This is a genomic window from Streptomyces sp. NPDC054975 (assembly GCF_053609105.1).
In genome coordinates this window covers 25,051-38,214 of sequence record NZ_JBSGWV010000016.1, presented here as the reverse complement: position 1 = coordinate 38,214, position 13,164 = coordinate 25,051, and the positions used below count along the sequence as shown (strand labels likewise).

Here is a 13,164-nt window from a genome sequence, read left to right as displayed (position 1 = left end):
CCCACTTCCACTGTCACTGGAAGTCGGGGAGCTGGATCCTGCCAGCCGCCACGTCGTCCAGCATCTTGCTCAGACTGGGCCCATCCAACGCCACCCCAAACCCCCAGTAACACAGGCACTCCCCTACGCCACAGGGCCGACATGCTACTGGCAGCCGGCGATCCCCAGGCCGGATTCGATCAGGCTTGCACAGAGGCTTCTAATCTTCTAATCTTTGGGGGCTTGAAGTTCCAGGTTGTGGAGGTCGGTCGTGCCCAAGCGTTCCATCGAGATCGACGACGAGGTGTTCGCCTTCCTGCAGAGCAGGAGCGAACCCCTGGTGGACACCCCCAATGACGTATTGCGGCGCCTGCTGCTCCAAGGCACCGAAGGCCTCACAGAAGGCCCGGAGGATCGGCGCCCCGGTGACCTGATGCCGTTCATCACGGCGGGCCTGCTCGAGGCCGGGGACAAGCTGATCCACGTCCAACCGCGCCGCGGGCTGACGCATGAAGCCACGGTGACGGCGGACGGGTGGCTCGTGATCGAAGACGGGCGTGCGTTCTCCAAGCCTTCACCCGCCCTCAAGGCGCAGACCGGGGTCGACATCAACGGCTACGGCAAGTACGTCCTCAAGAAGAACCCCGAGGTCCGGCTCCAGGACCTCCGCGAACAGTTGCGAGGCGGTGCCTGATGGCGACGAACCTGATCATCCTCGGCGATCGTGAGCCTCTGGCCTGGGTTCTCGAGAACCAGCGGATGGCCTTCCCCGCCGGGCGCAGCACCGGGCTTCCCGAGAAGCGGGACGAGATCCTCCTCTACACGACCAGGGGCTGCTTCCGGAATCCCGGACGCGACCGCGGGCGGATCATGGGCCTAGCGACCGTCACCTCCGGGGTCGCGGCCCTCCCGGAACCCGTCTCGTTCGGCGACCGGGACTTCACCTCGGGGTGCACCCTCCTCGTGCACGGGCTCGCCCCGCGCCACGAGGGAGTGATCCTCGCCGACCTCATCCCGCAGCTTCAGGTTTTCCCGGATCCGAAGACCTGGAGCGCGCGCATGCGGCGTGCGTCGCTGAGGCTCCCTGAAGCGGACGCGGATCTGCTGCGCCGGGAGCTTCAGCCGATGCTCCGAACCCGTACGGCGGTTCTCGGCCAGTACGCGCTCTGATCCGGCCGCTGCCCTGCCTGGCCTGCTTTGTTTCCGGCAGGACAGCGGAACGCCAGCCGTAAACTTGCCCACGAGCTGTGTGCGCCGTCGGCCGGACGCGGCCCTCCCGCGCGTCCGGCTGCTCCAGGCACGCGTACCGCCGACGACACCACGATCAGGGTTCGACACGGGTGGGGGCGCGGTCCATGTACGAGCTGAATGAGGAAAAGGATCCGGCGGTGCTGGGTCCGTTCGAGCTGCTCGCCGTGCTCGGGCAGGGCGGAATGGGCCGTACCTACCTGGGGCGCAGGCTCCCGCTGGAGAACCTCGGACCCGAGCTGGAGACGGAATACCACCTGGCCGAGTTCACGGAGTGGGCCCAGCCGACCCTGGCGGCGGTCAAGGTGATCAAGCCGTCGAAGCTGCGGGACAGTTCCGAGCACTCCGAGGAGGAGGCACGGGCGCGGTTCGCGCAGGAGATCGAGACGATGCGTACGGTGGCCAGCGCCCGGGTCCCGGCGCTGCTCGGCGCCGATGCCGACGCCGAGCAGCCCTGGCTGGCCATGGACTACGTCCACGGCCCGACCCTTCACAAGCTCGTCCACACTTGCGGGCCCTTGGCCGTGGGCCCGTACGGCGCACTCGGCCTCGCCCTGGTGGACGCACTCCGCGCCATCCACGGCGCCAAGCTGCTGCACCGGGATCTCAAGCCCGGCAACATCGCGCTCGGCCCCGACGGGCCCGTCGTCCTCGACTTCGGTCTCGCGGTCCTCACCGAGCGGGACAGCGCCGCGGCTCTCACCAAGACGGGTGTCGGCTTCGGCACCCCGTCCTACATGTCGTTGGAGCAGGCGACCGACACCAAGCACGTGACGGAGTCGGCGGACATCTACTCGCTGGGGGCCGTGCTGTTCTTCGCGGCCTCGAAGCGGCCGCCCTACCCGTTCTCCCCCCTGCCCACCGCGCCGAAATGGGACGGCCTGTACGCGCCGTACCTGCCGCTGCTGGGCCGGATTCTGGTGCAGGTGGAGGCGCAGCGACCGTCGCTCGACGAGATCGAGAGCGACCTTCAGCAGTTGCTCGCCGTGCACGGGCTGACGGAAGAGGCCGCCGCGGACCAGCTGCGGGCTCTCGTGGCGGAGTCCGGGCTGGTTCCGGAGCTCCCTGCGAAGGCCCTCTCCGACCTGCCGGCCCCCGAGATCCAGCAGGTGGCCCAGCAGGCCGTCAACCAGGGGGCCTCTCCGGACAGTCCCTGGGTGCCCGACCTGTTCGACGAGTTCCTCGAGGCCGAAGCCGAGGACGTGGAGCCCCTGGACGTGCCGGCCGAGCCCGCACCCGGCCCCGCCGAGTACGTGCCGACCGTGGTGGACCCCGGCGCGCAGCCGGCTCCGGAAGCCGGGACACCGCAGCCCACCGTGACCAGCTACCACCTCTCGCCGCCGCAGCCCCCGGTGGCGCCCGATCCGGCCGTGGCTCCGTCCGTCGCCCTGCGGGCCGCCGAGCGGCTGCGAAAGGTCTACGCCCACAGCGGGCGTCTCTGACCTGACAGGGCTCCGGGGCGCCCACCACAGCCTGCGACAGCGAGCTATAGACCCCCGGATCACGAGGGCCTTTGTCCGTTTAGGCTTCAAAAGGGGCCCGCGCCGTCCCGGTCCCCGGTAGAAACAGAACCTCGCGCACCCGAGTACGGCGTGCGTCCCACCGTCCTGTCGAAAGGAACCGCCCACCATGCCCGACGCAGCGTCCGACCTCCCTTCGGGCCCGCCCCCGGCGGGCACGGTGATCGAGGTACGGGACGAGGAGTGGCTGGTCCGCAGCAGCAGCCAGGTCCGCGCCGGCGAGATCCTGATCGAGGCCGTCGGCGCCTCCGAACTGGTTCGCGGGCACCGGGCGCGCTTCCTCACCTCGCTCGACGGCATGCCCCGCGTCCTCCGACCCGAGAACACCCGGCTCGTCCACGACACGTCCGAAGGCTTCCGTCTCAGCCGGCTCTTCCTGGAGGCCGTGCTGCGCAAGACCCCGCTCCCCCAGATCGAACGCCGCCTCGCGCTCACCGAGGGTTTCCTGCTCGATCGCATGGACTACCAGCTGCGGCCGGCGCAGAAGGCTCTCGAGAATCCGCTGAGGCCTCGCCTGCTGATCGGTGACGTCGTCGGTCTCGGCAAGACGCTGGAGATCGGCATCCTCCTCGGTGAGCTGATCCGCCGGGGCCGTGGCGAGCGCATTCTCGTGGTCACCCCGGCACCGGTCCTCGAGCAGTTCCAGCATGAGATGTGGACCCGCTTCTCGCTGCCCCTCGTCCGGCTGGACAGCGTGGGCATCTCCCGGATCGAGCGGAAGATCCCGGTCGGCCGGAACCCGTTCACGTACTACAAGCGCGTCATCATCTCGATGGACACCTTGAAGAACGCCAAGCGCTACGGGGCCTGGCTCAAGGGCATCGAATGGGACGCCGTCGTGATCGACGAGTCCCACAACCTGATCAACCGCGGAAGCGACCGCCGCGTCCTGGCCGAGCTGCTCGCCAAGCAGACCGACGCCCTGATCCTCGCGAGCGCCACCCCGCACAACGGTGTGATGCGGGACTTCACCGGCCTGGTCCGGCTCCTGGACCCGATCGCCGTCAAGGACGAGCAGAACCCGAAGGCATCCGAGCTGCACCACCTCATGCTGCGCCGTACGAAGGTGAGCAAGGAGGTGGCCAAGGCTCTGACGGGCTCCTGGGCGCCCCGCGGCAAGTCGAAGCCGATCCCCTGTACTGCGGGCGAGCTGGAGGAGCGGGTCTTCGCCGAGCTGGCCGACAGCTGGCTGCGGAATCCGGACCCGCACGGGGCCGATCATCTCTTCCCGTACGTGCTGCTGAAGTCCTTCCTGTCCTCGCACCGCGCGCTGTTCGCGACGGCCCGCAAGAAGTTGGCCGGCCTGGGCCATGCCCTTCCCGAAGGGCACAAGAACGTCACCGACCCACCGCTGACCGGTGCGGAGGCACACTCGGCGGTGCCGGAGGTCGCCTCGCTGCTGCGGCTGACGGAGCTCGCCCGCGAGATCGAGCAGGCGTCGGCGTCGGCTGCTGGAGGCGTGGCCACGGCCAAGCTCGCCGCCCTCGTCACGTACCTCCGGCAGATCAAGGTCGGACCGGGCAGCCCGACCCGCGCGGTCGTGTTCTCGGAGCGTCGCGAGACCCTCAACTGGCTCGGTACGGTCCTGCCCGCGCTGCTGGGGTGGAAGAAGCCCAAGGACGGCGAGGACGCCGTCAAGGTGATGCACAGCGAAGTCTCCGACACGGTCCAGATGGACTATGTGGACGAGTTCGCGCGGGCCGGCAGCGACGTACGGCTGCTGCTGACCGGTGACGGCGCCTCCGAGGGCGTCAACCTGCACCGGCAATGCCACCACCTCGTCCACTGGGACCTGCCGTGGAGCCTGATCCGGGTCGAGCAGCGCAATGGTCGTATCGACCGCTACGGGCAGACCGAGAACCCCGAGTTCCGGGCGCTGATCCTGCGCAGCGAGGTCGAAGGGGCCCTGGACGACCGGACCGTCGCCGAGAAGGTCCTCGCCCGCGAGGCACGGGTCCATGAGGTGCTGGGTGCGGTGGAGGCCGCCACGAAGGAGGACGACTGGAGCAAGGAGGAGCGCCGGGTGATGGAGGCGCTGCTCCGCGATGCCCCGCCCGAGGAGGCCGTCGCCGACCTCCAGGCGGTCGACGTGGACGCACTCGCCGAGGGCGACGGGCTGGGCGACGAGTTCCCTGTGGCGCGCCGGACGATGAGCGAGTTCGGGACCGGCCCGGCCCCGATGGAGCCGGAGGGCGACGTCCCCGGCTCCGAGGAGGGCTTCGCCGTCGACTTCGATTTCGATCTGGACCTGGATCTGGACGACTACGGATCCAACGCGCCGGAGGAGCCCGCTCCGACGCAGGACGGACCCGGCTCGGCCACGGAGGACTCCGACATCCCAACCGTGGACGAACTGCGCCTGTTCGACGCCGCGCCGGAGCGGAACCGCCTCCTGTATGTACGCACCGGCCTGGAGGAGCTGGCCAAGCTGGAGTCACTGCGCCTCGACACCGCCTTCGTCGGCACCGACCTCAGCTTCGACACCCCCGAGGACCTGGCCGACCGGCTCGACGTGCTGCCGCCCGGCTATCTGCGCGACCAGAACATCACCCGGCGGATGAAGCTGACCTTCAGCCGCGAGGACGCGGCCGACTCCCTCAAGAGGGCTCGCGAGGACTCGAATTCGTCCTCGCTCTGGCCGGATGCCCACTACGTCGGCGAACTTCACCCGGTGGTCGAGTGGATCACCGACAAGGTGCTCGTCCACGTCGGCCGGCAGCAGGCCCAGGTCCTCCAGGTCGATCCGCAGTGCGCGCCGACTCCGGTGGTCCTCACCCAGGGAGTCTGGTCCAACGCCGAGGGACGGCCGACCCTGGTCGCCTGGCTCGCGATCGACCGGCTCGACGAGCCCGAGCCACGCGTCCGGGAACTCACCCCGGAGCTTCTCGCCGAACTGGGCATCGGCCCGGACATGCCCGACCACTACACCCCCGGCTCCCTGGAGGACCTTCGGCCGCTGGTTCCCAAGGCCGTGGCTGAGACCCGGCGTGCGCTCGTCGGGCTGCGGGAGATCGCCGACCGGGAGGTCGACGCCCCGCTCCGCGCGTACGAGAAGCAGGTCGGCGACTGGCGGCAGGAGCTGCTCCCGGGCTTCACCCGCTCCACCCGCGACGAGGCGGCGGACCGCCTGGCCGAGGCCGCCGCCCGGCTGCGGACCTCGGGCGACCCGATGGTCCGGGTCCTGGCCGTACTGGAGCCCGGCGCATGAGCCCCCGGCGCAAGAGTCCCCGTCCCCTCGACCGCACCCCCATGAACAGCGAGCAGGAGCAGCAGGCGTGACGTTCGACTCCCTGATCAATGAGCGCGAGTACTTCCCGTCCTTCTACCTGGACGACATCCTGCCGAAGCAGCTCGCGAGCGGCCCCCTCAAGGAGTGGTCGGCCCTGGAGCGTCAGGGGCAGTCCACGCCCCGGCAGAACCTGCGCGACCTGACCCGCCCCTACATGGACGTACGGGCGGAGCTCGGCCCGGACGCGGAGAAGTACAACGGGCTGTCGTACGCGCCCGCCGTCGCCGCGCAGGAGGCAGCCGCCGCCGTGCTGAAGGCCGCGGGACCGGACACGGAGCCGCCCGCCTTCCAGCCGACGCCGGCGGATGCCGAGGCCGACACCTCGCCCGAGGGCGAGTGGCGGGCCACCCTGGCCGGGTGGCACGAACGCCTGCTGAAGGCCCTGGACTTCACCCCGCAGCCCGGCCACTTCACCGCCCACACCCCGACCGGCCCGATCGCCGTGCCGGTGGCCCACTCGGAACCAGGCGTCCTCGTCCTGACCGGCGGCTTCGCGGAGGACCTGGACGCCACCCGCGGTGACGGTCCCGCGAATCTCCTCCCCGCCCCCGTCCGGGTGTCGGCCTCGAAGACCCTGACGACGGTCCGCGAGCTGGCTTCCTGGGTCCTGAACGCGGAGAACGCCCCGCGCTACGCGCTGCTCCTCTTCGGCGGCGTACTGATCCTCGCCGACCGGCAGGCCTTCTCCCGCGGCCGCTATCTGGCGGTGAACCTGGACACCGCCCTGCCGCGCAAGGCGGCGAAGGGCGCGAAGGCCAACGAGATCGACCTGATCGCGGCGATCTTCGCGGCCTCGTCGCTGCGGCCCGGCGAGGACGGCTCGGACGACGAGATCGCCAAGCTGGTCGCCGAGTCCCGGGACCACTCGGTGGGCGTGACCGCCGAACTCCGCGTCGGCCTCCAGAAGTCCGTCCAGCTCATCGCCAACGAGGTGCTCAAGCGAGCCCGCGAGGAATTCGGCGTCCACCCCGAGGACCTCCCGGACTGGCTGCCCGACACGCTGAAGGAACCCGACGCCCTGCGGCACCTCCTGACCGAGGAGTCGCTGCGCTACCTGTACCGGATCCTCTTCCTGCTGTACGCGGAGGCCCGGCCGGAGCTCGACATCCTGCCGGTGAAGAGCGAGGCGTACGCGACCGGGTACAGCATCGCCCGGCTCCGCGAGCTCGTCGTCCAGGAGAAGCTCGGCAGCGCCTCCCGGAACCGGTTCCACTTCCACGAGTCCCTGGCCCTGCTCTTCGAAAAGGTGTTCACCGGCCACCCGGTGGCGAACACGGTCACCGACCGGAGCGCGCCGATCGAGGAGGCGCCGGAGCTGGTCGAGGACGACGGCCACGAGAGCGTACGCATCGAAGCGCTGCGCTCGCGTCTCTTCGACCCCGAGTCGATAAAGCTGGTCGGGCAGTCCATCCCCTACCCGCACCCGACCCGCCCCGACGGCTCGCCGGCCCCGGCGGAACCCCTGGACCTGAGGCTGCGCAACAAGGTGCTGCACCAGGTCCTGCGCCACCTGACGCTCGTCGAGGGCCGGGGCAAGAGCCGCGGCGGGTTCATCAGCTACGCCAACCTCAGCATCAACCACCTCGGCGCGGTGTACGAGGGCCTGATGTCGTACACCGGCTTCATCGCCACCGAGCCGATGTACGAGGTCGCCAAGGGCGGCAACCCGGAGGGCGGCTCCTGGCTGATCACGACCGACCAGGTGCAGAGCGGGCTGTACTCCGACGCGCCGGGCGACAGCGTCTTCGTCAAGGAGGACGGCATCAACCCTGAGACGGGCGAGCCCGACTCGGTGCTGCACCCGGTCGGCTCGTACGTCTACCGCCTGGCCGGCCGCGACCGCCAGACCAGCGCCTCCTACTACACACCCGAGTCCCTGACCCAGGCGACGGTGGAGCAGACCCTCCGCTTCCGCCTGGACGACGAGGGCCGGGTCGACCCGCGCGAACCGGAGAAGTCCGAGGTCACGGCGGCGGAGGTGCTGCGCTGGCGGGTGTGCGAGCCGGCGCTCGGCTCCGGCGCGTTCCTCAACGAGGCGGTCAACCAGCTGGCCGAGCTGTACCTGAAGCTCGCCCAGCACGAGCGCGGCGAACAGATCGACCCGGAGGAGTACCCGCGCGAACTCCAGAAGGTCAAGGCGTACATCGCCCTCCACAACGCGTACGGCGTCGACCTCAACAAGACGGCGGTGGAGCTGGCGGAGATCTCTCTGTGGCTCAACACCATGTACCCGGGCATGCGGGCGCCCTGGTACGGGGTGCACCTGCACCGGGGCAACTCGCTGATCGGGGCTGCGCGGAAGGTGTACCCGGGCCAGTCGCTGGACAAGGGCGGGTGGCTGAAGGCGTCTGAGCAGCAGGCGCCGAGGGCCGTCCCGCTGACCGAGAAGCTGGGGGGCACCGGCGTTCACCGGCCGGTGCACCAGTTCCTGCTGCCGGCGCTGGGGTGGGGGTCGGTCGGCGACTCCGTGTCGGTGCGGAAGGCCACGGGGCAGAGCGTGGTGGCCGGGGCAGTCGCGGACTGGCTGGAGCCCGAGCTCATTGAGGCGATGAAGAAGTGGCGCTCGGGCATCCGCCGGGCGCCGAAGGGCGAGAAGAAGACGGCGGCGGCTTCGGAGAAGGCCCCGACTAGCCAGGCCACAGTGCTGGCGCGGGAGGAGCGGACCGGGCAGGGCGCGCTCGATCTGGGCCTGGAGATCTGGGAGCAGTCGGGCTTCGACTTCTCGGCGGCAGCGGCGGCTGAGGCTGCGGCGCCGACTCCCGCGAAGCGGACGGCGCCGACGCGACGCGGCGCGGGCGCGGACGACGGCTCCTACGGGCAGACGGGGCGCCTGCGGGCGCTCGCCGAGCGGGTGGAGTACCTGTGGGGCCTGGTCAAGCTGCGGCTTGAGCTGTCGGAGCAGGAGATCTCCCGTGACATCCCGGTGTGGGGTGCGGAGGGTCGTGAGGAGCGGTCGGCCCCGGTGATGGACCGGGAGGCCGTGCTTGATGCCCTCCAGGCGGAGGGCAGCCCGTACTGGCGACTCAGGCAGGTCATGGACGCGTGGTGCGCGCTGTGGTTCTGGCCGCTGGAGGAGGTCGCACTCCTGGACGGTACGGCGCCGGACTACTTCCGTGGGGCGCAGGATCTGAAGAAGCTCAGCAAGGGCAGCGTCGACCGCAAGGTGGCGCTGCGGGACTTGGACGACTGGATCGAGTTCGCGGAGTCGGTCGTCGGCCGGGTGGATGCGGAGCCGGGGAAGGACACCGGCTCGCTGTTCGAGATCCCGAAGGTCAACGGGCTCAAGGACCTGGACGAGTTCGAGCGGTCCCTCGACGAGAAGATGACGGAGATCTCGGGCTGGACAGACCCCCTGAACCTGGGCGACCTCTTCCCGTGGCACGGAACGGCGGCCCAGATCGCAAAGGAGCGGGGCTTCTTCCACTGGGAGCTGGACTTCGCGCATGTGTTTGCGGGGGGTGGGTTCGACCTGATGGTCGGCAACCCGCCGTGGGTCAAACAGGAATGGAAGGAAGGGACCACTCTCGCCGAATTCGAACCTTGGTTTGAACTAGCGGGCAAATCGAGCAGTACTGCATGGGTTGACCGAAAGACCTCCATCCTGCAGAGGTCAGTGCCGCGCACGATCTTCCTCGGTGAACTTGCGGACGCTGCGGCGACTTCCGAGTTCCTCTCATCAGCTGATGCATACCCCGAACTAGCCGGGACCCAGCCCGACTTGTATCGCAACTTCATGCTGCTGTCATGGCGAGGTACAGGACACAGGGGGATTTCCGGCCTGATCCACCCCTCAACTCACTTGACGGGAGCAATGGAAGGACAGCTAAGGAAGGCCACCTACAGCCACCTGAGAATTCACGCAGATTTCGCGAACGAACTTTATCTATTCGCGAAACCTGTCATGAACGACACTCGCTTCAGCATCAACGTGTACGGGAGCTCGCGCGAAGTTGGGTTCCAACACCTGACTTGGCTCTTCCACCCCGACGTTCTTCTAAGTTCCTTGCGACATGACGGGTCCGGCCCAATTCCAGCGATCAAGCGATGGGATGACCGGCAAGGGAAATACACTTGGGACCTTCGCCCCCATAAGAGCCGAGTAACCTTCGTAGACCGACAGACATTGTCGAATTGGAATGCCCTAAGGGGCGAGGAAGACCGATCTTCAGCGGAAGACACTCCCCTCTTGTTCCCCATCACCACCGCAGAAAAGGAAGCGATCGCCGCTATCGCCGCCTGGCCGCACCGCCTAGGCGGCCTTTCACCAAAGATCAGTCAAGGTTTCCACGAAAAGGTCGACCAAGCGGCAGGGTATTTCGACAAAAATCCCACATCGCCAGCTGACTGGGCCGATGTCATCCTGCAGGGTTCGTTCATCGGAGTGGCGACACCATACAGTAAGCAACCGCCTGCTGGGGGGTCGAAGAACAACCGTGACTATCAGCGATGGGATCACGAAAATCTACCGACCAACGCCATCCCCCGAACCAACTTTCGGCGTACGGCGAGCCTCGCGCAATACGTAGAGAAGCAGGATCTCTGGTTCGACGACGTAGCTTTCTCCCGGGCCTCCGACGACCAGAAGGCAAGAGAAGACGCAAAGATTTCCCTCACCCAAGAGAATCCTGCACTGACGGGGGAAGAGCTGGAGAGGGCTATTCTCGCACACCTCCGCTCGAGTTTCTATAGGCCCTACTCAACGTTTCATCGAGTCGCCTGGCGTGAAATGAATCGCCCCAAGAATGAGCGTGTGCTCCAGGCGTGCCTAATCCCGCCCGGACCTACGCACATCCACGCGATGCGAAGCATGGCCCTCACGTCTTTCGAAGACATCGCACTGGTCGCCGGTTTCTTCGCGAGCATCCCCTGTGAATACCTGCTGCGAATCACGAACCGCAAGCACATGGACGTTTCAGACGCCAAGGTCTTCCCTGTCCCGCAGCAAAACCATCCACTAGCACCGGCTCTGGTTATGCGCACACTGCGTTTGAACTGCCAAACCGCCGCGTACGCGACTCTTTGGCAAGACCTCTTCGAGCCTTCATGGCTGGATGAGACATGGGCCGCAAATTCCCTGTGGCCATCGGAACTGGCATACCTGGCTGCCAACGTCGGGCCTCAGTGGACACCGGAATCCCCGCTACGCTCCGAACTGTCGCGTCGAGCTGCGATCGTCGAGATCGATGCACTCGTCGCCGTTTGGCTGGGAATCAGCGCGGACGAGCTGGCTGCTATTTACCGAGCGAGGTTCCCAGTCTTGCAGCAGTACGAGGAAAGGATGTGGTTCGACGCGAAGGGGAGGCGCATTGCCTTCGCGCCACATGCCAAGGGTTTTGGGCAGACGGAAGCAGCCTGGGATCAGCTCAGTTCACATGAGGACTTCCCGCTCGAAGCCAATGTGCCCGATGGGTACGAGGGACCGCTCTACCGGGCGGACCGGGTGAAGGAGATGCGGGCCGCGCACGCCGAGTTCACGCGGCGGATGCGGGCCGCCGGCTGGGAGCCCGGGGACACGGAGCCGCCGGGAGCCGCCCAGGAGTAGGCCGAGCGCCGCAGCCACGCGGTCGCCCGACTGTCCGCCCGTTCCCCTCAGGGGACAGGGCGGACGGTCGGGCCGTAACCAGCTCTCCCTGCTCGACAGGCACGGACCGCCCGACAACTGGAACTCGCCCGGCAAGGTTCACATCCTTCTACGGTGACGCACGACTAAATAGCAGCAGCCTCTACTCCGTCGACGACTCACAGCGGTAAGCGTTGCCTTGGCTCCCCCGAGCGCCGAAACGAAGCGGCCTCGAACCTGGGCGGGGTGCGGGCCGCGGCATCGCTCCTGTCAGTTCACCTGGGCCAAGGCGCGGTCACACGGACGACCACGATGACGTCGTCACGCCGGTCTTCCTGGTACCAGACGATCAGGAGGCCGCGCGCGTAACTCTTGAGGCGGGACACCGCAGGCTCGCCCTGCGTCGGCGGACCCAGATACCGGACCGAAGCGGCATCCGCGAGCTCCTGGGCGATCTTCTCGGCCTCGGACCTGTCCTCCGGGGAAAGATCCGCCCCGTCACCCTTATCGCCTACGACATGATCTGCGTCCGGGTCGTACCCCACGTCCACTCGCTCAAGCCGCGACCTCGCGCTCCGCCTCAGCGATCATCCGGCTGATCTCCGCCGACGCGGCCCGCCGCACGGTCCTGTCTTCCGCAGTCCCGGAAACGGTCTCCAGCTCATGCAGCCGGGCCGCCCTCTCCGGCGTCCGACGCAGCGCCACCCAAATTCCCCGTGATGTGGTTGCAGCGCACACACATGCGGACGGGCTTCCGCGTCGGCGCGTTGCGGGTCGGCTCGTTCACCAGGCCACCCCCGTCGCGTGCACGTCCCGGGTGTCCAGGTCGATACCGAAGTCCGCCGCCATCACGAGGCTGAGGCACCGCCACCGCTGGCGGGCGCGCTCCTCCTGTCGCTCGCATTCGACGAGGTAGGGGCGGATGAGGGCCGTGGCCTCTCCGTCGAGCGTTTCCGTCAGCCCGTATGGGGACCTGGGCCGCGCAGTCCGCTCCCGTGGGCCGAACCGTTCGCGCAGTACTGGCCGAACCTCCTCGGTCCGCCGGGCGGAAGGCGGAGTGGCGGGCAGGGCGCCGGACCGCCGTCGTCCGGAACCGGGCACCAGCACGCCCAGCAGCCACGCGAGCAGCGCGGCGATAAGGTTTCGCATAGCCGAAGCTCCTATCTTCGGTCAGCCCCTGGAGATGGCCCTTGCCCGGCCGCCCAGGGGCGTTTTCGTGTGCGGGTCGTAGTCTACGCACACTGTGCACAGTGTGCACTGCGTGCTCCCCAAAGTGTGGCTTGCGCAGTGTGCACAGAGCATGAGGGTGTGATCTATGAATGGCAGCGCGTAGCAAACGACCTTGAGCGTCGCATCCGTGCTGGAGAAATCCCGCCGGGCGGGCGGCTTGAAAACGAGCGCGAGTTGGCGGACGTGTACAGCGTCAGCGCGGGAACGGTGCGTCGCGCTGTCCGGGAGCTGCGTGAGCGCGGCTTGGTCGGGACCCTGCCCGCCAAGGGCTCGTACGTCATCGACCCGCTCCCATCCGCCGACGAGCCCAGCAGCTAAAAGCCCCCCCCCCCCGCTTC

At 68.1% G+C, this 13,164-nt stretch carries 7 protein-coding genes; 6 read left to right on the top strand and 1 reads right to left on the bottom strand.

Translation table 11 applies throughout. The features are described 5' to 3' along the window. Positions 1–250 precede the first annotated feature (250 nt). From ACWF79_RS17025 to ACWF79_RS17005, 5 genes are all read left to right on the top strand, one after another. The gene (locus tag ACWF79_RS17025; RefSeq protein WP_453728895.1) at positions 251–673 is read left to right on the top strand and encodes a restriction system modified-DNA reader domain-containing protein; all 423 of its coding nucleotides are present in this window, start codon (positions 251–253) and stop codon (positions 671–673) included. Then, positions 673–1,149, top strand: a complete 477-nt coding sequence (locus tag ACWF79_RS17020) for a hypothetical protein (protein WP_453728894.1) — start codon at positions 673–675, stop codon at positions 1,147–1,149. Before ACWF79_RS17025 ends, ACWF79_RS17020 begins: the two co-directional genes overlap by 1 nt. A 218-nt stretch (positions 1,150–1,367) precedes the next feature. Beyond that, on the top strand, positions 1,368–2,669 hold the full coding sequence (locus ACWF79_RS17015) for a serine/threonine-protein kinase (protein WP_453728893.1): 1,302 nt from the start codon (positions 1,368–1,370) through the stop codon (positions 2,667–2,669). 187 nt (positions 2,670–2,856) lie between these two features. Then, complete coding sequence (locus ACWF79_RS17010) at positions 2,857–5,955, top strand: SNF2-related protein (RefSeq protein ID WP_453728892.1); 3,099 nt, start codon at positions 2,857–2,859, stop codon at positions 5,953–5,955. Between the two features lie 67 nt (positions 5,956–6,022). Further along, positions 6,023–11,578: an Eco57I restriction-modification methylase domain-containing protein gene (locus tag ACWF79_RS17005; RefSeq protein ID WP_453728891.1), complete on the top strand. Its 5,556-nt coding sequence runs from the start codon at positions 6,023–6,025 to the stop codon at positions 11,576–11,578. A gap of 801 nt (positions 11,579–12,379) precedes the next feature. On the opposite strand, the gene ACWF79_RS17000 is transcribed toward ACWF79_RS17005, so the two are convergent. Beyond that, on the bottom strand, positions 12,380–12,745 hold the full coding sequence (locus tag ACWF79_RS17000) for a hypothetical protein (protein WP_453728890.1): 366 nt from the start codon (positions 12,743–12,745) through the stop codon (positions 12,380–12,382). A 159-nt stretch (positions 12,746–12,904) separates the two neighbouring features. On the opposite strand from ACWF79_RS17000, the gene ACWF79_RS16995 reads away from it, so the two are divergent. Beyond that, positions 12,905–13,144: a GntR family transcriptional regulator gene (locus ACWF79_RS16995; protein WP_453728889.1), complete on the top strand. Its 240-nt coding sequence runs from the start codon at positions 12,905–12,907 to the stop codon at positions 13,142–13,144. Positions 13,145–13,164 lie beyond the last annotated feature (20 nt).